At 60.7% G+C, this 23,389-nt stretch carries 18 protein-coding genes and 1 pseudogene; 9 read left to right on the top strand and 10 right to left on the bottom strand.

Going from position 1 to position 23,389, the window contains the following annotated elements; all coding sequences use genetic code 11:
• Window position 1: 1 nt before the first annotated feature.
• Window positions 2–1,423, top strand: a complete 1,422-nt coding sequence (locus tag EV700_RS14375; protein ID WP_130415039.1) for a rhomboid family intramembrane serine protease — start codon at window positions 2–4, stop codon at window positions 1,421–1,423.
• Window positions 1,424–1,436: 13 nt separating this feature from the next.
• Here EV700_RS14375 and EV700_RS14370 read toward each other — a convergent pair whose 3' ends face one another.
• Entirely contained in the window at window positions 1,437–2,753 is a 1,317-nt protein-coding gene (locus tag EV700_RS14370; RefSeq protein WP_130415037.1) for a tetratricopeptide repeat protein, read from the bottom strand.
• Window positions 2,754–2,908: 155 nt separating this feature from the next.
• Between EV700_RS14370 and EV700_RS14365 the strand changes: the two genes are divergently transcribed.
• The gene (locus EV700_RS14365) at window positions 2,909–4,135 is read left to right on the top strand and encodes an NAD(P)/FAD-dependent oxidoreductase (RefSeq protein ID WP_130415035.1); all 1,227 of its coding nucleotides are present in this window, start codon (window positions 2,909–2,911) and stop codon (window positions 4,133–4,135) included.
• A 3-nt stretch (window positions 4,136–4,138) separates the two neighbouring features.
• Here EV700_RS14365 and EV700_RS14360 read toward each other — a convergent pair whose 3' ends face one another.
• The 3 genes from EV700_RS14360 to mutS form a co-directional block, all read right to left on the bottom strand.
• On the bottom strand, window positions 4,139–4,789 hold the full coding sequence (locus tag EV700_RS14360) for a ribonuclease T2 family protein (protein WP_165391494.1): 651 nt from the start codon (window positions 4,787–4,789) through the stop codon (window positions 4,139–4,141).
• Between the two features lie 778 nt (window positions 4,790–5,567).
• Window positions 5,568–5,891: a ferredoxin FdxA gene (gene fdxA, locus EV700_RS14355; protein WP_130415031.1), complete on the bottom strand. Its 324-nt coding sequence runs from the start codon at window positions 5,889–5,891 to the stop codon at window positions 5,568–5,570.
• 67 nt (window positions 5,892–5,958) lie between these two features.
• On the bottom strand, window positions 5,959–8,577 hold the full coding sequence (gene mutS, locus EV700_RS14350; protein WP_130415029.1) for a DNA mismatch repair protein MutS: 2,619 nt from the start codon (window positions 8,575–8,577) through the stop codon (window positions 5,959–5,961).
• Window positions 8,578–8,777: 200 nt separating this feature from the next.
• Between mutS and recA the strand changes: the two genes are divergently transcribed.
• The 7 genes and pseudogenes from recA to EV700_RS14315 all read left to right on the top strand — a co-directional run bounded on the left by recA (window position 8,778) and on the right by EV700_RS14315 (window position 17,260).
• A complete protein-coding gene (recA, locus tag EV700_RS14345) occupies window positions 8,778–9,827 on the top strand; it encodes a recombinase RecA (RefSeq protein ID WP_130415027.1) in 1,050 nt (349 codons plus the stop codon).
• A gap of 16 nt (window positions 9,828–9,843) precedes the next feature.
• Entirely contained in the window at window positions 9,844–10,305 is a 462-nt protein-coding gene (locus EV700_RS14340) for a regulatory protein RecX (RefSeq protein ID WP_130415025.1), read from the top strand.
• Window positions 10,306–10,414: 109 nt separating this feature from the next.
• Window positions 10,415–13,045 carry an alanine--tRNA ligase gene (gene alaS, locus EV700_RS14335; RefSeq protein WP_130415023.1) on the top strand — a complete coding sequence of 877 codons (2,631 nt, stop codon included), beginning with the start codon at window positions 10,415–10,417 and terminating at the stop codon, window positions 13,043–13,045.
• Between the two features lie 84 nt (window positions 13,046–13,129).
• The gene (locus tag EV700_RS14330) at window positions 13,130–14,359 is read left to right on the top strand and encodes an aspartate kinase (RefSeq protein ID WP_130415022.1); all 1,230 of its coding nucleotides are present in this window, start codon (window positions 13,130–13,132) and stop codon (window positions 14,357–14,359) included.
• Window positions 14,360–14,494: 135 nt separating this feature from the next.
• Window positions 14,495–14,674 (top strand): annotated as a pseudogene (gene csrA, locus EV700_RS14325) (carbon storage regulator CsrA); the annotation flags it as partial.
• Between the two features lie 479 nt (window positions 14,675–15,153).
• The gene (locus EV700_RS14320; protein WP_130415018.1) at window positions 15,154–16,335 is read left to right on the top strand and encodes an acetyl-CoA C-acyltransferase; all 1,182 of its coding nucleotides are present in this window, start codon (window positions 15,154–15,156) and stop codon (window positions 16,333–16,335) included.
• Between the two features lie 166 nt (window positions 16,336–16,501).
• The gene (locus tag EV700_RS14315; RefSeq protein ID WP_130415016.1) at window positions 16,502–17,260 is read left to right on the top strand and encodes a hypothetical protein; all 759 of its coding nucleotides are present in this window, start codon (window positions 16,502–16,504) and stop codon (window positions 17,258–17,260) included.
• On the opposite strand, the gene EV700_RS14310 is transcribed toward EV700_RS14315, so the two are convergent.
• The 6 genes from EV700_RS14310 to EV700_RS14285 form a co-directional block, all read right to left on the bottom strand.
• Complete coding sequence (locus tag EV700_RS14310) at window positions 17,254–18,051, bottom strand: TatD family hydrolase (RefSeq protein WP_130415014.1); 798 nt, start codon at window positions 18,049–18,051, stop codon at window positions 17,254–17,256. The genes EV700_RS14315 and EV700_RS14310 overlap by 7 nt on opposite strands.
• Window positions 18,052–18,073: 22 nt before the next feature.
• A complete protein-coding gene (locus EV700_RS14305; protein WP_130415012.1) occupies window positions 18,074–18,832 on the bottom strand; it encodes an RsiV family protein in 759 nt (252 codons plus the stop codon).
• Between the two features lie 47 nt (window positions 18,833–18,879).
• Window positions 18,880–20,469 carry a peptide chain release factor 3 gene (locus tag EV700_RS14300; protein WP_130415010.1) on the bottom strand — a complete coding sequence of 530 codons (1,590 nt, stop codon included), beginning with the start codon at window positions 20,467–20,469 and terminating at the stop codon, window positions 18,880–18,882.
• Window positions 20,470–20,541: 72 nt separating this feature from the next.
• Window positions 20,542–21,003 carry a ribosomal protein S18-alanine N-acetyltransferase gene (gene rimI / locus EV700_RS14295; protein ID WP_242610279.1) on the bottom strand — a complete coding sequence of 154 codons (462 nt, stop codon included), beginning with the start codon at window positions 21,001–21,003 and terminating at the stop codon, window positions 20,542–20,544.
• A complete protein-coding gene (locus EV700_RS14290; protein WP_130415008.1) occupies window positions 20,982–21,824 on the bottom strand; it encodes a hypothetical protein in 843 nt (280 codons plus the stop codon). The genes rimI and EV700_RS14290 overlap by 22 nt, the downstream gene beginning before the upstream one ends.
• Window positions 21,824–23,371: a 2-isopropylmalate synthase gene (locus EV700_RS14285; RefSeq protein WP_130415006.1), complete on the bottom strand. Its 1,548-nt coding sequence runs from the start codon at window positions 23,369–23,371 to the stop codon at window positions 21,824–21,826. Before EV700_RS14285 ends, EV700_RS14290 begins: the two co-directional genes overlap by 1 nt.
• Window positions 23,372–23,389: the final 18 nt, after the last annotated feature.

Below are 23,389 nucleotides of genomic sequence, written 5' to 3'. Positions count from 1 at the left end.
CATGCTTTTGGCGCCGTCTGACAAACCGTATGATTATCGGAAGCCTCCCCGTCTGGCGCTGGGGCTGGCCGGCTTGCTGTTGTTGCTGGCGTTTACCCTGTTCCCGGGTGACTTCGAGCGGCAACGCAGTCTGGACGGCTTTTATGTCACCAATCTCATGAGTATCGAATGGCCGCTGTACAGCCCATTCCTGATGCAAAACAACCGCAGCACCGAAATCGCCGGACTGGAAGCCCAACGGACGCAAGGCAACCAGACGGCTGTCGCGCAAGCCATGGGTAATGACCGCCCCTTTGTGGAAAGCATCCGCGCTGGCGGCAAGGACTACCTGGAACCGGATATCCTCAGTCGCTGGACCGCCGCCCGGGATCACTATGATCAAGAGCGGAACCGGCTCAGCGCCCAGGTCATCGGCCTGGATCCGCAACGTTTCCGCCCGGTCACCTTCATCAGCTATGCGTTCACCGATACGGACCTCAATAATGTCCTGCTAACCGTTGTCTTGCTCTTGCTGGTTGGCATGCCGCTGGAGCGCGTTCTGGGCAGCGGAGCCCTCTTGGCTTCCTGGACGGCTGGCAGCGCTGCGGGCGGGCTGGCTTACCTGCTGCTGCATCGCTCCGGCCTGATGCCCCTGACCGGCAGTTCACATGCCATTGTGGGCCTGCTGGGAGCTGCCATCTGGGAGTTCCGGCGCAATCGCAGTCTGAGAGTCATGGAATCTGCCGTGACTGCGGGCGGCTGGCTGTTCATGGTGATTTCGCTCGCGGCGCTGACCTTGATCTGGCATTGGCACAGCCGGGAGATCGCCTGGATCGTTTCGCTATCCGTTTCGCTCGCCGCAGGGGCGACCGCTTGCGCCGTATTCAGGCGCTGGCTGGAAAAGAGTCGCGCCGAGCAGGAGCTGGAGATCGTGGTTCCGGAAATGCCGACCAGCGAACCCTACCGCCAGGATCTGAACCAGGTCATGCTGAAAGTATCGCAGATGCAGTTTGTCGCAGCGGAAAAGAACATCCGCGCCTTGCTGGAGCGTTACCCCGGCGACCCTCGGCTGACGGAGCAGTTGTATCACTTGCTGAAGCTGACGCCCAACAACCTGGAGTTTGAAGAAGTGGCCTTCGCCATGCTGACCTTGCCGAACCAGCCGGGCAGTAATCAGGCTTCACTGCGGGTATACCGGGACTACATCAAACGCAGTCAGACCTTTGTGGCCCTGGATACCAATACTTCCCTGCAACTGGTGCTTCGCTTTACGCGCATCAATGCGCTCAAGGATGCCGAAGAGGCCTTCAAGCGCGCTCTGGACTCGGACCGTAATGCACCGCTGCTGGCCAAGGCCGCCAACGCATTGGCGACAGCCATGACCGCAAACAATATGGAGCAGCGCGCCGGGTATTATGCCGGACTGGCCAAATCAGGCGACTAACCCACCCGGCCGACTAGTGGAACTCATCGCTGACATCCTTACCGCCCAACTGTTTCCAGAAACCGCGCATCGACTCATACCGCGGGTGTTTCTGGAAGCGGGTGACCAGATACTCCATCACATCCAGCGCCGCTGCTGATTGACCCAGCTTGTCACTCAGCAGTTTGGCTCGCAGCATGTAGGCCTCCGGCAGTTGCGGAAAGTGCGGAGCCGTCTGGTGCATACCGTCCAGCAAGGCAGCGGCTCGTGCAAATTCCCGGCACTCCACACACGCCTTCGCCAGATCAAATGCAACCGCTGGCTCTTCAGGACGGAATTCGGGCATGACGAGGCGAACCTTGGTCAGTATCTGCACCGCTTCTTCCCCCTTCCCTCCGGCAATCAAGGCCGCCATGAAGCTCTCACCCTGATGGGCGACACCGCTCTTGTCCTTCAGGAAAACCAGCAGTTGGAAATACCGCTCCTGAATGGCGATATCATTGCGCTGCTTTTCCGCCAGGCCGCGCAAATGACTGACGGCCTTGTCGTACATACCCTCCTTGAGGTACACCTCCAGCTTGGCAGTATTGGTATCAATACGGCGGACCGCCGATTTGCGAACCTTGTTGCGACCCCGCTCCCCTTCGAATCCCAAGGCGTCCTGAAACTGGATCAGGCAATATCCGGATACGGCAAACACCACCCAAAGCCCATACCCGTAAAAAACATTACGCATCCCCTGCGCCACGCCCGGGGTGGCGACATCCGACAGCAGTCCAAAAAATGCGTGCGCCAGAATGAAAAGGACAACTGCGCCACCGCCCAGGGGCAAGTAAAGAAAGCGTACCCCCTGAAATACCGAGATCCATGAGTCCTTCTGTCTCAGGCTGGCAACGGATTTGTCTCTTGCGACGACCATCAGCAACGCGGGCAAAGCCCCGACAAACACCAGCGCCGCCAGGAATGCAAGCAACGCCGCCTTTTGCGTCATCAGCACCAATCCGGTCATGACCCCGGCCAGCAACAGCGCCAACGGTGCAGCCGGGCCGGCAAACATCTGCCCCAACTCCGGCAGCCCGGGAAAGGAGACCTCGCCGGAAGCCCCTCGCCGCAGCAGCCCCCAGCCAATCAGGGCAAGCAGGGCATATGACACAAACGCTGCGGGCAGCAACAGGTTCTCCGGCGCAAACATGGGCAGCAAAAGGAATATCAGCAACAGTCCCAGGCCCGGCAGAGAAAAAGGCAACCGGAGAAAGTCCGTATAGCGCAGCCAGAATGGCGTTACCACCGGCCCCGTGCGAACCGGCTGCAAGGACTGATTGCACAAGATGCAGTTCGGCAGTGCCTCCATGTCTGTCCCTGCGGGGGCGCAATCATCACAGACCTGGATATAACAGGTCGCGCAGTGCCATCTGGCGGTAGTGAGCGGATGATATTTGCAGTAATCTTTCGACATTTTTCTGGTTCTTTCGCCCTCTGATCATGGGGCAGTGTAGGAGTTGATGCATGGGGATGCAATCTCGACGGAACATTATCATCGCGGGGGGGAATTTTGCCGGTCTCATGGCTGCCCGCAGCCTCAGTCCGCGTCACTACCAGGTCACCTTGCTTGATCCCGCGAAAGATTTTGAATGGTATCCCAACATTCATGAACTGGTATCGCGTCAGAAAAAACCGGCTCAACTGCGCCACTCGCGCCAGCACATTCTGGATCGCCTGGGCCACAGCTTTGCCATGACCGCCGTCAGCAGCATCGAACGCGCCGCCAAGCGGATCCTCACCGCGGACGGTCGCTCGTTGCCTTACGATGACCTGATCCTCGCCATCGGCAACACCGGTAACATCGACCGTATTCCGGGAGCACGGGAACACGCCCTGCCCTGCGACAATATCGCCAATGCCGAACGGATCGGCCAGCAACTGCAGCGTCTGGATGCACTGGCCCTGCCCGCACGAAATATCGTACTGGTCGGAGCTAACTTCGTCGGGCTGGAACTGCTTGGGGAAATCATCCGTCGCTACCGGCGGCAATGGCGCTTTACCTTGCATGTCGTTGACGCGCTTCCCGCCATGATGCCGGGATATCGCGATCTTGACGGCTGGTTCCGCGAGCTGTGCGCCGGACTGGATATCCAGTGGCACCCGGGCCGTAAAGTGATGTCCGTGGCCCGTGACGCCGTGACGCTGGACAACGGCGTGGAACTCGAGTCGCGGCTGACGCTGTGGTGTGCCGGTGACGTTCCGCACCCGCTGCCGGCAAGCGCCGGTCTGGCCGACCCGGGCCGTTACGCTCCCGTGCGGCCGACGCTTCAATCCGTGCATGACGATCATGTCTGGATAGCCGGAGACGCCAGCCGCTTCCCGATCCCGCTGGACAAGCAGGCCTTCCACGCCATGGCCATGGGCAGCCTGATTGCTTCCAACCTGCGCCGACGGCGGCAGGCGCGGCCGCCGGCCGAATATCGCCCCCTGCCGATTCCGCGATTGCTCAGTTTTGGCGATACCGGCCTGATGCTGTTCAAGTCGCACGCTCTCGCGCATCCGGGCTTTTTGGCCGCCAAGGAAGGGGTATATCAGGGAAATTTCAGTCGGTTCAACCTGCCCCGGGAAAGCCGGGAATGGCGTGAGCTGGGAGAAAATGTTCTGGACAGCGCCCTTAACATGACCCGACTGGCGAAGCGCAGCTGGGAGGAGCGGACCTGGCTGGATGCCCGCCGATTCGAGGCTTTCTGATGCTCAGGGTACCGCGCGGATCGTCACGGTCGCGGGGCAATTCGGCTTGAAGGTGGTTGTGCACTCGGTAAACTGGCCGTTTGGCTTATAGCAGACACGTAACTCGGTCAGCAGCTGGTTGCCGTTTTCCTGACTGTTGCAACGCAGGTAAATCCCCTTTTCCGGCAGACCGTTGTTCAGCTTCATGATTTCAGACACCAACTGGTTGCGATCCATCACCTGGTCCTTGCCCTCGCTGTTGATCTGGCTGGGCAGGCGCAGGCGGTTCGCGCTGGTCATCAAGGCCCGGAAATATTCGCGGGCCGTCATACCCGTGCAAGAGCCGTGCTTTTGCCACTCCTTGGCGCGCATGGGATCATCCGGCATCAGCTTTTCCAGCACCCGCTCCTGAACCGGCGACAGCTCGGGGTTTTCCCGGCTGCAGTTCTGGACCTTGCGGCCGTCCTCACGCTCCGGCCAGTATCCTTGCACAATAATCGAATAGCCTTCCTGGCAGATACGCAGCTCACGGTTCTCAGGATGCAGCTTGCACAGGGCGGGCGCCAGACTGATGGAGAGCGTGTAATAATGTGGCTGAACGGCTTCATCAGCGCCGGATAAAGCCGCCAGCAACGCTGCGGCCAACCCGGAAATACTGGCTGCCAACCGGCTCATCCTCATGGTGATCCTCGATTGATCATGTGTTCAGGCTTGTTTATGGGGGGTAAGGCTACGCTACGTGGATTTGGGCGCAATGGCTGTTGGATTTTGTTAATTCCGCGTAACGGTTTTTGCCTCCCTCCCCGATCACATCGACTTTTTCGACAAGTCGTGTAGGAATTTTCCTACACGACTTGTCGGATTTTCCTGATTTTCAATAGTGAAATCCGCCGGGATCGGTAACGCATATAGCGACGACGCTTGAATTATAACAAAATTTGCCGTCAGCTTTGACATGGACACCGATTCCAGGCCGCAAGGGGGTGGATTGTCACAGGCACTCGCTGTGTTATTATTTCATCAACGGAACGCAAACAGGACTGCGTGGACTGGAAGGCTCAGGAAGAGTCACAGGGCAGTACAGGATTAGCGGGAAGCTGATAGTGCTTGGAAGCACGCAAGGAGATGCCAGGAGGCATCATTAGGGAATCAAATGGAAGTGACATGGGAATAGGGAAAGGGACTGATTGCCGCGAGGCACATGGATAGGGACTGGAGACACCGGGACGTGTATGGATGCCAACGGGAAGGATACAAATCGGGGCGGATTATCCGCCCCGTTTGCATTTCTGGCGCCGACAAAACCTGCTGAGCCCCCCTCCGCCGCATCGCCATGACTTCCGTCTTAACTTTCGCCGCGACTTCCTGATTCAACCGCCGCCTGCACCCAAAATCAACCCATAAAAAAACCGCCGGGCGCAAACCACGACGGTTTCTTTGGCATCGGAAAAGCTTATTTTTCCAGATACTTCATCTTGCCGGGCACGCCGTCCCATTCCTTGGCATCGGCCGGGGCATCACCCTTCTCGGTGATGTTCGGCCAGACCTGCGCCAGATCGGCATTCAGCTTGATGAACTCTTCCTGACCCTTCGGCACTTCATCTTCCGAGAAAATGGCGTTGGCCGGGCATTCCGGCTCGCACAGGGCGCAGTCAATGCACTCATCCGGGTGGATGACCAGGAAGTTCGGGCCTTCGTAGAAGCAGTCAACGGGGCAGACTTCCACACAGTCCTGATATTTGCACTTGATACAGTTTTCGGTAACGACAAAAGTCATGGTGTCCTGCCTCTCAACAAGACCGGCACCCGGCCGGTCGTCTAAATACGGTGAGGTATTCTAAGCGCTATCGCGCCGCCTTGTCATGCCTTAATAGCTCGCGCAACTCATAGAGCTTGTCGAGGGCGGCGCGCGGCGTCAGCCCATCCACGTCCAGCTGCGCCAATGCCTGCTCAATGGCGCTTTCACGAACAACCGTTTTTTCCACCACCCGTTCGATAATCTCGGGCTGGGCGAAGAGGTCATTCTGCAACGGCTCCGGCTTGTTGCGTCCCTTGCGGGCGGTGGGACTGCGCTCCAGGTCCAGCAGCTTGTGCCGGGCGGAATCGATGACGGGTCCTGGCACGCCCGCCAGTCGCGCCACCTGCAAACCGTAGCTCTTGCTGGCCGGTCCGGGGGTTACCCGGTGCAGGAACACCAGATGCTCGCCCTGCTCGCTGGCGGCGACATGAACATTCCCCGCGCCGGGGAAATGCTCAGGCAGGCCGGTCATTTCGAAATAGTGGGTCGCGAACAGCGTCAGCGCCTGTACATCCTTGACCAGGTATTCCGCCGCCGCCCAGGCCAGCGACAGGCCATCGAAGGTGCTGGTGCCCCGCCCCACTTCGTCCATCAGCACCAGGCTGTGACGGGTGGCGTTTTGCAGGATATTGGCGGTTTCCGTCATTTCCACCATGAAGGTCGAGCGGCCGCCCGCCAGATCGTCTGCGGAGCCGATGCGGGTGAAAATACGGTCGATGCTGCCGATGCGCGCCTGCCGGGCGGGCACATAGCTGCCGATATGCGCCAGCAGCACGATCACCGCGCTCTGCCGCATGTAGGTCGATTTACCGCCCATGTTCGGGCCGGTAATCACCAGCAGGCGTTGCGCCGCGTCAAGCCGGGTATCGTTGGCGGTGAACGGCGTGCTGAGAATCTGCTCCACCACCGGATGGCGGCCTTCACTGATCTGGATTTCCACCGCATCCGTCAGTTCCGGCGCCACCCAGTCGAAACGGTGGGCGCGGTCGGCCAGCGTCACCAGCACATCCAGTTCAGACAAGGCCATGCCCATCGCCTGCAAATCGCCCAGATGCGCCAGCAGCAGGTCCAGCAAGCCTTCATAAAGCAACTTTTCACGGGCCAGCGCCCTGGCGGCGGCGGATAACGCCTTGTCCTCAAACACTTTCAGTTCGGGCGTGATGAAGCGCTCGGCATTCTTCAGCGTCTGGCGGCGGATGAAGTGCGCCGGAGCGTTGTCGGCCTGCGCCCGCGTCAGCTCGATGTAATAACCGCTCACCCGGTTGTAGCCGATCTTCAGGCCGGGAATGCCGGTGGCCTCGCGCTCGCGGGCTTCCAGTTGCAACAGGTAGTCGCCGGCATTGGTGCTGATGGCGCGCAATTCATCCAGTTCAGCATCGTAACCCTCGGCAATGACGCCGCCGTCCCGCACCACCACCGGCGGGGTTTCGACAATGGCCCGCTCCAGCAGGCTTTGCAGTTCCGGGAATTCCCGCACCGATTCAGCAATACGGCGATGCACCGGTGACTCCAGCCCGGCCATCGCCTGTCGCAACACCGGCAAGGCAGCCAGCACTTCCCGCAAGCGACTCAGGTCGCGCGGGCGCGCCGTCTTCAGCGCCACCCGGGCCAGGATGCGCTCGACATCCCCCACCGGCTCCAGCGCCGCCTGCAAGGTCTCGAACCGATAACCCTGGATCATTTCACCAATCGCCGCCTGCCGGTCGCGCAGCACCTGGCGATCGCGCACGGGCTGGTGCAGCCAGCGCCGCAACAGGCGGCTACCCATTGGCGTCTGGCAGGCATCCAGCACCCAGGCGATGCTGCAACGGAAGTCACCTTGGGAGGTTTGCGTCAGCTCCAGATTGCGGCGGGTCACCGCATCCAGCGTAATGAAGTCGCTGCCCTGCTCCACACGGATGCCGCGCAGATGCGGCAGGCTGCTGCGCTGGGTTTCACGGGCGTAATTCAGCAAGGCCCCGGCTGCGGTAATGGCGGCGCTCATCGTCTCGCAGCCAAAACCTTGCAGATCCTTGACACCGAATTGCTGGCACAAGGCATGCCGGGCCGTTTCCGGCACGAACTCCCAGGGCGGACGGCGTGTCACCGGCCGTTCCCCCATCCAGTCCTGCATCTGCGAACCGTCCGCCACCAGCACCTCCGCCGGGCTCAGCCGCGCCAGCTCGGCCTCCAGCGATTCCGGCGAAAGCTCCACTTCCGCCACGGTAAAGCGGCCGCTGCCCATCTCCAGCACCGCCAAGCCCAGCGTGTCACGGGTGGCGTGCAGGGACAAGAGCAGGTTCTCGCGGCGGCTGTCGAGCAGCGCTTCGTCGCTGACCGTGCCCGGCGTCAGGATACGGCTGACCTGCCGTTCCACCGGCCCCTTGCTGGTCGCCGGATCTCCGACCTGTTCGCAGATGACGACCGTCTCTCCCAGCCGCACCAGCTTCGCCAGATAGCCTTCAACCGCATGATGCGGCACGCCCGCCATCGGGATCGGGTTGCCCGCGCTCTTGCCGCGATGGGTCAGGGTGATGTCCAGCAGCCGCGCCGCCTTGTGGGCATCCTCAAAGAACAACTCGTAAAAGTCGCCCATGCGGTAGAAAACAATCGCATGCGGATGCTCGGCCTTCAGGCGCAGGTATTGCTGCATCATCGGCGTGTGGTCTTCAAAAGCAATCGTCATGGCGGCGCGGCTCGGTCAGGCGTTTTCAGGGTGGAAGGCGCGCATTCTAGCAGGCTCTTTCCGGGCTGACTCGCCCGTCGTTTCCGGACATAACGACAAGCTGTGACGCGCGACAATTTATGTCCTCTAGCCAGTCTTTCCCGAACGTGGCAGGATACGCTCCACATCGACAACCCCACCGGAAAATTAGGAGAATCACTATGGATGAGAACAAGCGCAAGGCCCTGACAGCCGCCCTTTCCCAGATTGAAAAACAGTTCGGCAAGAACTCCGTGATGCGCCTCGGCGACCAGCCCACCGAGAACATCCAGGCCATTTCCACCGGCTCGCTCGGCCTCGATATCGCCCTCGGCATCGGCGGCCTGCCCAAGGGCCGGATCGTCGAAATCTACGGTCCGGAATCCTCCGGTAAAACCACGCTGACGCTGCAAGTGATCGCCGAATGCCAACGCAACGGCGGCACCGCTGCGTTCGTTGACGCCGAACACGCACTGGACCCGTCCTATGCCAAGAAGCTGGGGGTTGATGTCGACAACCTGCTGGTTTCCCAACCTGACAACGGCGAGCAGGCGCTGGAAATCGCCGACATGCTGGTGCGCTCCGGCGCGGTCGATGTCATCGTCATTGACTCCGTGGCCGCCCTGACCCCCCGCGCCGAAATCGAAGGCGAAATGGGCGACTCGCACATGGGCGTGCAGGCCCGCCTGATGTCGCAGGCGCTGCGCAAGATCACCGGCAACGCCAAGCGCTCCAACTGCCTGGTGGTGTTCATCAACCAGATCCGCATGAAGATCGGCGTCATGTTCGGCAGCCCGGAAACCACCACAGGCGGCAACGCGCTGAAGTTCTACGCCTCGGTGCGCCTGGACATCCGCCGCATCGGCCAAGTCAAGGAAGGCGATGAAGTCATCGGCTCCGAAACCCGCGTCAAGGTGGTGAAGAACAAGGTGGCACCGCCCTTCCGCGAAGCCGAATTCCAGATCATGTACGGCGAAGGCACCAACCGCCTCGGCGAGCTGGTCGATCTGGGCGTGAAGCAGGACATCATCCAGAAGTCCGGTGCCTGGTATGCCTACAAGGGCAACAAGATCGGTCAGGGCAAGGCCAACGTCATCAAGCACTTCGAGGAAAACCCGGCCATCGCCGAGGAAATCGAGGCCGAAGTGCGTCGTCAGCTGCTGGCCGTCCCGGCCCCGGCCGGTCAGGCGGAAGAGGAAGACGCCGGTGAGTTCGAACCGGCCGACGCTTGAGCCGGTCGCTCAGGGAATGAGTGAGCCAACCTCCCCGCTGAGCCCGGTTGCCCTGCGCAGCCGGGCTCTTGCATTTCTGTCGCGGCGGGAACACACCCGGCAGGAACTGCGCGAGAAACTGGCCGCCCTCGGCGGCTCGGCGGCGGAAATAGCCGCCATTCTCGACGAGCTGGCCGAACGGAACTGGCAAAGCGACAACCGCTTTGCGGAGGCCTATGTCCGTCAGGAAAGCCGCAAGGGGCACGGACCGCTGAATATCCGGCAATCCCTGAAACAGCGCGGGGTTGATGAGGAGCTGATTGCCGACGTCCTGATGACCGAGGACTGGCTGGAATGGGCAAGGCTGACCCGTCAGCGCAAATTCGGCGAGGAACCGCCAACCGACCGCAAGGAACAGGTGCGGCAACTGCGTTTCCTCCAATACCGGGGTTTTACCTCCGATCAGTGCCGTAAAGCGCTGCGCAACCTCGAAGACTGAGCAAGGCGCCCGGCGGCGACATCCCGCAAAAACCCCTCCCCCTTGCGTCATAACCCGCTATAATCTACCCCTTTTTTGAACACGCCGTTCCCACGGAGCCCGCCTGCCCATGCGCACCAGTGCCGATATTCGCGAAGCCTTCCTCGCTTTCTTCGAGGGAAAAGGACATACCCGCGTCACTTCCAGTTCGCTGATTCCCGCGAATGACCCGACGCTGCTGTTCACCAACGCCGGGATGAACCAGTTCAAGGACTGCTTCCTCGGTCTGGACAAGCGCCACTACACGCGTGCGGTCAGCTCCCAGAAGTGCGTCCGCGCCGGCGGCAAGCACAACGACCTCGAAAACGTCGGCTATACCGCCCGTCACCACACCTTCTTCGAAATGCTGGGCAACTTTAGCTTCGGCGACTATTTCAAGCGCGACGCGATTACCTTCGCTTGGGAATTCCTGACCTCGCCGAAATGGCTGGCCATCCCCCAGGAAAAGCTGTGGGTGACGGTCTACGCCACCGATGATGAAGCCTACGCCATCTGGCACAAGGAAGTCGGCATTCCGGCCGAGCGCATGATCCGCATCGGCGACAACAAGGGCGCGCCCTATGCCTCCGACAATTTCTGGGCGATGGGCGACACCGGCCCCTGCGGTCCCTGCACCGAGATCTTCTACGATCACGGCGCCGACATCTGGGGCGGCCCTCCCGGCAGCCCGGAAGAAGACGGCGACCGCTACATCGAGATCTGGAACAACGTCTTCATGCAGTTCAATCGCACCGCTGACGGTGTGCTGCACCCGCTGCCCGCCCCGTCCGTGGACACCGGCATGGGTCTGGAGCGCATCTCCGCCGTGATGCAGCATGTGCACAGCAACTACGAGATCGACCTGTTCCAGAAGTTGCTGGACGCCGCCGCCAAGGCCATCGGTTGCGCAAACGAAAGCCAACCGTCGCTGCGCGTCGTCGCCGACCATGCCCGCTCCTGCGCCTTCCTGGTTGCCGACGGTGTAGTGCCGAGCAATGAAGGCCGCGGCTACGTGCTGCGCCGCATCATCCGCCGCGCCTGCCGCCACGGCAACAAGCTGGGCGCCGGCGGCGCGTTCTTCTTCCGCATGGTGGAAGCGCTGGCCGAGGTGATGGGCTCCGCCTACCCGGAACTGGTCGAGCGCAAGCAGTACATCGAGCGCATCCTGAAGCAGGAAGAAGAACAGTTCGCCGCTACGCTGGAACAAGGCCTGAAGATTCTCGAAGCCGATATTGCCGACCTCAAGGGCGGCATCATTCCCGGCGAGATCGTCTTCAAGCTTTATGACACCTACGGCTTCCCGATGGACCTGACCGGCGACATCGCCCGCGAGCGCAATCTCGGTATCGACGAGGCTGGTTTCAACCGTTGTATGGATGAACAGCGCCGCCGCTCCCGCGAGGCCGGCAAGTTCCGCCTCGACTACAACAGCCTGATCAAGGTGGATAGCGAAACCGTCTTCACCGGCTACGAAGGCACCAAGGGCTCCGGCAAGGTGCTGGCACTGTTCGTCGGCGAGAACCAGGTCGAGAAGCTGAATGAAGGCGACGAGGCCGTGGTCATTCTCGACCACACGCCCTTCTACGCCGAATCCGGAGGCCAGGCCGGCGACACCGGTTACCTGACCGGCCCCAATGCCCGCTTCGAAGTCCGCGACACCACCAAGGTAGGTGGCGCTTTCCTGCATCATGGCATCGTCACCATGGGTCACTTGCACGCCGGTGACGCCGTGGAAGCGGATGTACGCGCCGACCTGCGCCTGCGTACCGCCCGCAACCACTCCGCCACTCACCTGCTGCACGCCGCCCTGCGCCAGACGCTGGGCACGCATGTGCAGCAGAAGGGCTCACTGGTCTGCGCCGACTACCTGCGCTTCGACTTCTCACACCCGGAAGCTGTGACCCCGGCGCAAATGGCCGAAATCGAACGCCTGGTGAACGAGCAGATCATCCTCAACAGCGCCGTCGCCACCGAGGTGACCGACATCGACACCGCCAAGGCCAAGGGCGCCATGGCGCTGTTCGGCGAGAAGTACGGCGACACCGTGCGCGTACTGAGCATGGGCACCGGCAACTTTTCCGTGGAACTGTGCGGCGGCACTCACGTCAGCCGCACCGGCGACATCGGCCTGCTGAAAGTCACCAGTGAAGGCGGTGTGGCCGCCGGGGTGCGTCGCATCGAGGCCCGTACCGGTGACGGTGCGCTGACTTGGCTGAATGAAGGCGAGGCCGCGCTGAACAGCATTGGCCAGCTGGTCAAGGGTAACCGTCAGAGTGCCGCCGAAAAGGTGCAGCAACTGAGCGAACGCGCCCGCGAACTGGAAAAGGAAATCGACCGCCTGAAGGCCAAGCTGGCCTCGGCCGCCGGAAACGACCTGCTGTCGCAGGTGCAGGATATCGGCGGCGTGAAGCTGCTGGCGGTGAAGCTGGACGGCGCGGACAGCAAGTCGCTGCGCACCACGCTTGACCAGTTGAAGAACAAGCTGGGATCCGGCGTCATCGTGCTGGCAACGGTCGAAGGCGACAAGGCGACCGTCATCGCCGGCGTCACCGCCGACCTGACCAGCCGCTTCAAGGCCGGCGACATCGTGCAGAACGTTTCGGCGCAACTGGGTGGCAAGGGCGGCGGACGCCCGGACATGGCCCAGGGCGGCGGCACCGACATCGCCGCCCTGCCCAAGGCGCTTTCCGGCGTCTCGGCCTGGATCAGCGAACGCGGCTGAAGATCAACCGGGAGCGGTAACCGCTCCCAGCGGTCGGAGCCTGCTGACTCCGGCCTCCAAACGGCAACGACACAAGGCACTATCATGGCACTGATCGTACAGAAATACGGCGGCACCTCCGTCGGCTCCCCGGAGCGCATTATGGCCGTCGCCGAGCGCGTGCAGCGCTGGCACGCGCAAGGTCACGACATCGTTGTGGTGGTTTCCGCGATGAGCGGCGAAACCAACCGGTTGATCGGCCTGGCCAAGGCCATCACGCCCGATCCCGATCCGCGCGAGCTGGACCAGATGGTCTCTACCGGCGAACAGGTCACCATTGCCCTGCTGGCGATGGCCCTGCAACAGCGCGGTCTGGGCGCAAAATCCCTGACCGGCGCGCAAGTCGCCATCCGTACCGACAGCGCCTTCACCAAGGCCCGCATCGAATCCATTGACGATACCCTGATGCGCGCCGAACTGGCCAAGCGCAACGTCATCATCGTCGCCGGCTTCCAGGGTGTTGACTCCGAAGGCAACATCACTACCTTGGGTCGCGGCGGCTCCGACACCACCGGCGTCGCGCTGGCGGCCGCGCTCAAGGCCGACGAATGCCAGATCTATACCGATGTCGACGGCGTCTACACGACTGACCCTCGCGTCGTGCCGCAAGCCCGCCGCATGGACAAGATCACCTTCGAGGAAATGCTGGAAATGGCCTCCCTCGGCTCCAAGGTGCTGCAAATCCGTTCGGTCGAATTCGCCGGCAAATACCAGGTTCCCCTGCGCGTGCTTTCCAGCTTCGGTGAAGGCGAAGGCACCCTCATTACCACTGAATCCGAGGTCACTATGGAACAACCCGTCATCTCCGGCATCGCCTTCAACCGCGACGAAGCCAAACTGACCGTGCGCGGCGTGCCCGACCTGCCAGGCATCGCTTTCCGTATCCTGGGCCCCATCGGCGACGCCAACATTGAAGTCGACATGATTGTGCAGAACGTTGCCGCCGACAACACCACCGACTTCACCTTCACCGTTGCACGCGGTGAAATGAAGAAGGCGCTGGGCGTGCTGGAAACTGTAGCCAAGGACATCGGTGCGCGCGAAGTGGTCACCGATGACAAGATTTGCAAGGTGTCGATGGTCGGCGTGGGCATGCGCTCGCATGCCGGTGTCGCCAGCAAGATGTTTGGCGTACTGGCCAAGGAAAACATCAACATCCAGATGATCTCCACCTCGGAAATCAAGATTTCGGTTGTCGTGGAAGAGAAGTACCTGGAACTGGCGGTCCGTGCCCTGCACACCGCTTTCGGCCTGGATGCGCCGGCCAAAGCCTGACCGAACATAAAACGCGCGGATTTGCCGGTTATTCGTCCGGCAAATCCGCTTTTACCCCGTTTATCTTTTATCCACCTTCAGTCATACTCGAATGACCTGTCGTTTGTCGGGATAAAAAACTCAAGGAGTCGTTCCATGTTGATTCTTACGCGCCGTGTCGGCGAAACCCTGATGATTGGTGATGAAGTCAGTGTGACTGTCCTGGGTGTCAAGGGCAACCAGGTTCGCATTGGCGTGAACGCCCCGAAGGAAGTGGCCGTTCACCGTGAAGAGATTTACCAGCGCATCCAGCGCGAGAAGGTCATCAGCCAGCATCAGGACATGGAAGACTAAACCGGTTTTCCATCACAGCACCTGCATGCCTCGCGGAAACAAAAAGCCCGGGTTCTGCTATTCCTTAACAGAGCCCGGGCTTCCTTGTTGCTTGTAATCAGAACTTCCTGTTATACCATCCTGGCATTCCCGCAGCGTCATCCATCCTTACTTACGTCCTGTCAGCCCCCTGTGCTGCTATGGCTGTGTTTCGATCCTGAAACATCTGCTGTCCCTACCCTGCTTTCCTGCTTCCATCCGGCATCCTGCCACACGCACTGTCCTGTCGATCATCCTGACCGTATTCCCTTGCGATGGGTGCATTATCGGGCAACAGCCGCGCCCCGTGAAGTCGCCAATTCGACAATCCTTGTAGGAAAAATCCTACAAAACCGTGTCGTTCATGCCTACACGCTATGCAAGACGCAATTTCGCCCTATAATCGCCGTCACGTTTTGCAGACCCCGATGGTGGAGAATCCCATGAGTCATGATCCCGTAGTTATCGTCAACGGCGCCCGCACCCCCATGGGCGGCTTCCAGGGCGCACTGAGCAGCGTCACCGGCCCGGAGCTGGGCGCCATCGCCATCCGCGAGGCCGTGGCCCGCGCCGGAATCGCTCCCGAGGACGTACAGGAAGTGGTCATGGGATGCATCCTGTCGGCCGGATTGAAGCAAGGTCCGGCGCGCCAGGCGGCCCTCAAGGCTGGCCTGCCCACGGCGACGGGCTGCACCACCGTCAACAAGCTGTGTGGCTCCGGCATGCGCGCCACCATGTTCATGCATGACATGATCCTGGCCGGCAGTGTCGAGATCGGGGTTTCCGGTGGCATGGAGTCGATGACCAACGCTCCCTATATTCTCCCGAAGGCTCGCGGCGGCTACCGCATGGGTCATGGTGAAATCAAGGACCACATGTTCCTGGACGGTTTGGAAGACGCCGAGACCGGCCGTTTGATGGGTTCTTTCGCCCAGGAAATGGCGGACAAGCTGGGTTATACCCGCGAGCAAATGGATAATTTCGCCATCACCTCGCTGAAGCGCGCCCAGAAAGCGATCGCGGAAGGCTGGTTCAAGGCGGAAATCGTGGGCGTTCCCGTCCAATCCCGCGGCGGTGAAACGCTGGTGGATGTGGATGAACAACCGGGCAACGCCAAGATCGACAAGATCCCGACGCTGAAGCCCGCTTTCTCAAAGACCGGCACCATCACCGCCGCCAACGCCAGCTCGATTTCCGACGGCGCTTCGGCGCTGGTGCTGATGAAGGAAAGCACAGCGAAGGCCCGCGGCCTGACTCCGCTGGCGCGCATTGTGGCACACAGCACCCAGTCTCAGCATCCCAGCGAGTTCACCATTGCGCCGATCGGTGCTCTGACCAACCTGTTCAAGAAGACCGGCTGGACTGCCGATTCCGTGGACCTGTATGAACTCAACGAAGCCTTTGCCATGGTGACCATGGGCGCAATGGATGCCCACAAGATTCCCCATGACAAGGTCAATATCTACGGCGGCGCCTGCGCTTTGGGCCACCCGGTCGGCTCGTCCGGCTCGCGTATCATCCTGACCCTGATCCATGCCCTGCGTCAGACCGGCGGCAAGCGCGGCGTTGCTTCGCTGTGCATCGGCGGCGGCGAAGCCACCGCCATGGCGGTAGAGCTGATCTAAGGATCGACGGGCTGCCGAGCCTTCGGCAGCCCGTTTTTGTGACTGGCATCAAGTAATCAGATCATCTCCCCTTACTTTTAAATCAACACCTGCTACTTTACCCGGTGGCCGCAACGGCCTGCTTTTAATTCGAATAATTCTGATACAGGTAACTTTCATGCCCCGTTTGCGCGCGAGCATTTTCTTGTTTTTGGTTTCCCCGATGATGGTGGCGACTTTGGCGCACGCTGCTCCTGCAGCCGCCGCTGAAGCCCAAGTCGCTGTCTCTGCGGACAAGCAGCAGGCTCTCTTCAAGGCGATCGCCCAATTGGAAGTACTTTCCTATCGCATGGCCAGTACGCTGTATCTGTCAGCTGCTCAAGGGAAACGTGTCGAAGACATGCCAGCCGTTCAAAAACTGCGAAAGGAATGCGGGCGCCTGGCCGCCAACGGTAATTCCGCCGTTAAATCCGCCTGGGGCCAGCTGGATGCCGCCATTACTGAAGTCGCCCTGGACGGAAACGGCAAGCCTGTCGCCGGGTCGCCTCAAAAGATCACCGACAAACTGAATGCCTTGTCCGAGACCATTCACCAGCATTTGCTGGAAACCCGCAAATCATCAAAACTTCCGGTTCGCGGACCGGCAGACGCACTGCGTGAATTGGCGGTTCGCCTTGAAACGGTGGTCTTTAATCATCTGGCCGGACTGGATGACACGCCACAGCGTCAACTGGTATTCCAGACCGGTCAACGCTTCGAAAATATTGTCGGAACCTACGGTGGGAAAACAGGCCTTGCCTTGAAGAGCGCCAGCCAGAAATGGCCGGTTCTGCGCGAGGCCATCAGCAAGCCCAGCGACAAGAGCCCGATCTTCATTATCAGCCGTTTCCACGGACAGATAACCGAAGACCTGGATACCGCGCTGGAGGAACAACCCCTTTACTGAACTGTCAGCCGGAGCGCTGCCCGGCTGTTCGCCGCCAGCAGACGGCTCAGCGTCTCTGGCGTGACGCCCTTTGCCTCTGCCAGCGCCTTGGCAACCTCGGGCAGGAATTCCGGAGAGTTTCGACGGACTCCTCGCTGGCGCTGGGGGGCGGGAATGATGTCCGGAGCATCCGTTTCAATCACCAGCGCCTCGACTGGCATGGCATTTACCACGGCATGCAGCCGTTTGGCCTGCGCATAGGTCAGGCTGCCGCCAATGCCCAACCTGAAGCCCAGCCGGAAATAGCGCTTTGCTTCCTCCACCCCTCCCGAAAAGGCATGCACAACACCGCCGTGGCGGAAATTCTGCTCCCGCACGATCCGGAAAATATCGGCATGTGCCTTGCGCACATGCAGGATGACCGGCAAATCATGTGCCTTGGCCAGTGTCAGCTGATCCGAAAAAAAACGCTGTTGAGCCTGATAGATCTCGGAAGACTTCAATTCTGGCAGGTAGGTATCCAGCCCGATTTCACCGACCGCAACGCAAGGAACGCTCTGCAGAATGCTATCCAGCTGTTCCAGATGCTGGGACTGATGTTCACGGATATAACAAGGATGCAGTCCGGGAGCGACGTGGAGCCTGGGACCGGTTACCGTTCGGCAAACTTCCAGCAAGTGCTCCCAACGTGAAGCCACGTAACCGGGAATGACAATCGCCTCGACCCCGACGGCCCAGGCGCGATCCGCCACGGACTGCCGGTCCGGCTCAAACTCGTCGGCGTCAAGGTGGCAATGGGTATCGATCCACATGCTGAACGCTCCTGCCGTCGGCTCAGCGAAACTCCGGCCGCAACAGTGGTGCCAGCTTATCCCGGCTCACGACAAACTCCGGCTGTCCGAAGGCAAACGGCCCCGCTTCATAGACCTGATACTTCACCCGGATCCCGTCTTTAAGCAGCGCTACGTTGGGCGTCTTGCTGAATGGCCAGGTTTGCGCGAATTCGGCATCCGTCGAGTCCATTTCCTTCAACCAGGCCGCGTGCAGGGGCTTGACCAGCTCCCAGAATGCGGACTCCTGGCCTTCGGCCAGCATATCCGCCAAGGTCAGCACGCGGTTGCCATGAGCCCGGTCGATATTGAGGTACAGCGTGTTGGGAATGCCGTGTGCGCCACCGTTATAAAGATACGAGTCCAGTTGCACCACGAGTAACGGCCCGTTCTGGTACAGCACACGGCTTTGCAGTTCGATATTCCAGTCACTTTCCGCCTTGGCCCAGAAGTCGGCCGCCAGCGTCTTGATGCTGCTGTACTGCACCGGCTTGTCGCCCAGCAGAATCATGCTGGCAAGCGCACTATCAACCTGCGCATCAATGACAGGATCGCTGCTTGGCCGCTCCAGATCCGTTTCCAGCGTCGGGCAGGCTTTAGCCTTACAACCGGGCTTGGCAACCTTGGTTTTCTCCACCGTCACGGTGAGGGGCGCAAAGGTCTGGGCTGTCTTGGCAGGTGCCGGAGGCTTCGGGGGTTCGGGCTGGTCGCATCCGGACAGTCCCGCCGCAATCAGGCCAACGATCAGAAACCGCATGTTCATCCACTCCCTCCACACAACAAAAGGGCGCTCCCTGAGCGCCCCGGTGATCAATGTTCGCGGGTTGGCCGGAACTGGATCTCCGGATACCGCTCTTGCATCAGTTGCAGGTTCACCCGCGACGGCGCGAGGTAGGTCAGGTAACCGCCGCCATCTTCCGACAATTGATCATGCGCCTTCTTCTTGAACTCGGCGAGTTTTTTCTCGTCGTCACAATCGATCCAGCGCACCGTCGCCACGTTGACGGGTTCATAGACGCAATCGACCTTGTACTCTTCCTTCAAGCGGAAGGCTACCACGTCAAACTGCAGCACCCCGACCGCGCCGAGGATCAGGTCATTGCTGATGAACGGCATGAAGACCTGCGTGGCCCCCTCCTCCGACAGCTCTTTCAAACCCTTCTGCAACTGCTTGCTTTTCAAGGGATCCTTCAGGCGAACCCGGCGGAACATTTCCGGGGCAAAGTGGGGAATACCCAGAAAGTGCAGATTTTCGCCCTCGGTAAAGGTGTCGCCGATCTGGATGGTGCCGTGATTGTGCAGGCCGATGATATCGCCCGGCCAGGCCTCTTCCAGATGCGCGCGTTCACCGGCCAGGAAGGTCAGCGCATCGGCGATGCGCACTTCCTTGCCCACGCGCACATGCTGCATTTTCAGGCCCTTCTCGTACTTGCCCGAGCAGACGCGCAGGAAGGCGATACGGTCGCGGTGCTTCGGATCCATGTTCGCCTGGATCTTGAAAACGAAACCGCTGAAGCCGGTTTCAGCCGCCTCGACCTCACGTTCGGCCGCCTTGTGCGGCTTGGGACGCGGCGCCCAGTCCACGAAACCGTTGAGAATATGGTCAACGCCGAAATTGCCCAACGCTGTTCCGAAGAATACCGGCGTCAGTCTTCCTGCCAGAAAGTCCTCCAGATCAAAGGGGTGGCTGGCGCCTTGCACCAGTTCCAGCGACTCGCGCAAGGCGTCGATCTGATCGCCGATCACCGCATCCAGTTCCGGATTGTCCAGCCCCTGAATCGTCTTCTCTTCAACAATCTCACTGCCGTGGCCGGGCTGGTAGAGGTAGATGCGGTCTTGCAGCAGGTTGTAGACGCCCTTGAAGTCGCGGCCCATGCCGATCGGCCAGGTAATCGGCGTGCAGCGGATTTTCAGCACGGTCTCGATTTCATCCAGCAACTCGATCGGCTCGCGGTTTTCACGGTCCAGCTTGTTGATGAAGGTGATGATCGGCGTATCGCGCATGCGGCAGACATCCATCAGCTTGATGGTGCGGTCTTCCACGCCCTTGGCGCCGTCGATAACCATCAGGGCCGAATCCACGGCGGTCAGCGTGCGATAGGTGTCCTCGGAGAAGTCCTCGTGACCCGGCGTATCGAGCAGGTTGATGATGTGGTCGCGATAAGGGAACTGCATGACCGACGTGGTGATGGAAATGCCGCGCTGCTTTTCCATCTCCATCCAGTCGGAAGTGGCGTGGCGGTCGGACTTGCGCGACTTGACCGTTCCGGCCACCTGAATGGCCTTGCCCCACAACAGCAGCTTTTCGGTAATGGTGGTCTTGCCGGCGTCGGGGTGGGAAATGATGGCAAATGTTCGGCGAACGGCTACTTCTGCCGCGAGTTGCTGGGGATCAGTCATGTCAGGATTCAAATCGGGGGACGCGGAATAATGCGCGGATTATAAAGGAATACCGCCGGAACCCCAAACCGCCTAGGGCACCAGCGCCATCATCACGGCATGTTCCTTGCCGCCGCCGGGCGCGGGGTAGTAATTCTTGCGCAGGCCGATTTCATTGAACCCGGCGCGGTTGTAAAGATCGATGGCGCGCAGGTTGCCGGAACGCACTTCCAGAAAGATCATCGAGGCCTGTCTGGCGGCCGCGGACTCCGTCACCGCCGTCAGCAATTGCCGGCCGACTCCCTGCCCCTGCCGTGCCGGATCGACAGCGATATTCAGCAGGTGCGCTTCATCCAGGATGTTTTGCACGACACTGAAACCGGCCACCCGCTCGCCCGCATCGACGGCTACCCGGCAGTCATGCCCGCGCTCCAGACCGTCGGCGAACAGCTTTTCCGACCACGGTGCGAACTGCACCTGCCGCTCAATCGCCAGCACTTGCGGCAGGTCGGCGGTAGTCATCGCCCGTAAACTCAGGCTTGCAGCGCCAGCCATAAATCCCTCTTCCGCATCGGTTGTTGCAACAACATGCCCAGCCCCGGCTGCATAGTCACCGGCAAGGGTGAACTCTGGCCGAAAATGGCCGCCAGTTCGTGTTCATGCTCGCCCAGCAGAATAAAGCCCTTCAGTTTCTTGTCCTGCCTCAGCAAGAAGCCCGACAGGGCTTCGCAAGCGGCGCGACGGTGCTGGGGAATGGCGTGGTTGTTCACCATCGGCCAGGCAAACTGCAAGGGCGACGTCCGCTGGCCGGTCATGGCGGTCAGGATATTCCCCAGCAGCTTGTCCTCGCTGGGACTGAGCAGCTGGAAGCGCGGCACAACCAGACTGTAGCGGCCGCAGGCAAAAAGCGCGAACTGAAAACGCACGGGTTGCAGGTCGGCAGCGGATTCCGGAATAGCAGCCCTGACGGGAGCGCTGGCCGGCGCGGGCTGCGCTGGGACAGGCTTGTCGAGCAGCTGACGGGTCAGCGCCTTGCCGCTCTGCGCCCCGACTTCGGCAGCAGCGCGGATATCGGGATCATCGAGATAGGCATCCAGCGGTGGACCATCATCGGGCGGACCACCGGCAGTCATGCCATAAAAATCATCCTCGGGAGCGGATAACTGATCTTCAGGCCCTGATTGAACTGAACCCGAGGAACCCAGTCCAACGGATTGATCTTTCTCAACAAATTCCGGCTCATCCAGCAGCCACGGGACGAAATCGAGCGACTCCGCCGACGCGGCATGCGGCAGCTCGCGACGGGCTGTCCACACGGGGATGCCCAGCGCCGACAGGTAAGCCTGCCTGCGCCCTTCATCCCCCATACCCAGCATCAGATGTTCTCGCCTTCTTGCGGATGGGCGCGCTCAACGTTCGCCACCATAAGGTTCAACGCATTCAGGTAGGCCTTGGCGCTGGCGATGACGATGTCGGTATCGGCGCCGTGGCCGTTGATGATGCGTCCGGCCTGATTCAGGCGCACGGTGACTTCACCCTGCGAATCGGTGCCGCTGGTAATGGCGTTGACCGAATACAGTTCCAGCGTGGTGCCGGAATGGGCAATGGCCTCGATGGCGCGGAAGGTGGCGTCCACCGGACCGGAGCCGATGGCGGTCACGGCCTTGCTGTCGCCGTTGACGATAATGCTCAGCTTGGCCTCCGGCTTGGTGCCGGACTTGGAGGTCACTTCCAGGCTGCCAAGCTTGTAGGTTTCCGCCACCTCGGTCTGGGTGTCGCTGACCAGCGCATGAATGTCCTCATCAAAGATTTCATGCTTTTTGTCCGCCAACTCCTTGAATCGCATGAACAACTGGTTCAGCGAGTTGTCGGAGCCGGCGTCAATGCCCAGCTGCTCCAGGCGGGCGCGGAAGGCGGCACGGCCGGAGTGCTTGCCCAGCACCATGCGGTTGGCGTTCCAGCCCACATCTTCGGCGCGCATGATTTCGTAGGTTTCGCGATGCTTGAGCACACCGTCCTGATGGATGCCGGATTCGTGCGCGAAGGCGTTGGCGCCGACGATGGCCTTGTTCGGCTGCACCGGGAAGCCGGTGATGCTGGATACCAGCCGCGAGGTCGGCACGATTTCCTGGGTGCGGATCGTGGTTTCCACCGGGAACAGGTCGTGGCGGGTGCGCACTGCCAGCACAATTTCTTCCAGGGCCGCGTTACCGGCACGCTCGCCCAGACCATTGATGGTGCACTCCACCTGACGCGCCCCGTTCAGCACGGCCGACAGCGAATTGGCGACCGCCAGTCCAAGGTCGTTGTGGCAATGCACGGAGAAAATGGCCTTGTCGGCATTCGGGATGCGCGTCAGCAACGTCTTGATGGTTTCACCAAACTGGCCGGGGATGGCGTAGCCAACCGTATCCGGGATATTGATAGTGCGTGCGCCGGCGTTGATCGCGGCCTCGATGATGCGGCAGAGGAAGTCAATTTCGGAACGACCGGCGTCTTCACAGGAGAACTCTACATCTTCCACCAGATTGCGCGCGTACTTGATGGCGCGGACGGCGCTCTCGATCACGGCATCCGGCTCCATGCGCAGCTTGTACTGCATGTGGATGGGGCTGGTGGCGATGAAGGTATGAATGCGGGAGGCATTAGCGTTCTTCAGGGCTTCGGCGGCGCGGTCAATGTCCTCGGCGCGGGCGCGGGCCAGCGAGCAAATCCGCGAATCCCGCACGGCTTCGGCCACCGCCTTCACCGACGCAAAGTCGCCGGGACTGGCAATGGCGAAACCGGCTTCAATGACATCCACCCGCATCCGCTCCAACGCCTTGCCAATGCGCACCTTTTCTTCAAGGGTCATCGACGCACCAGGGCTTTGCTCGCCATCACGCATGGTGGTATCAAAAATAATCAGTTTGTCTTTGCTCATGACCAAAGCTCACAAAAT

It is taken from the genome of Fluviicoccus keumensis, assembly GCF_004217445.1.
Taxonomy (GTDB): Bacteria; Pseudomonadota; Gammaproteobacteria; order Pseudomonadales; family Moraxellaceae; genus Fluviicoccus; species Fluviicoccus keumensis.
Note: the sequence above shows the minus strand (reverse complement) of the source record. Positions and strands in the feature narration are given on the sequence as shown.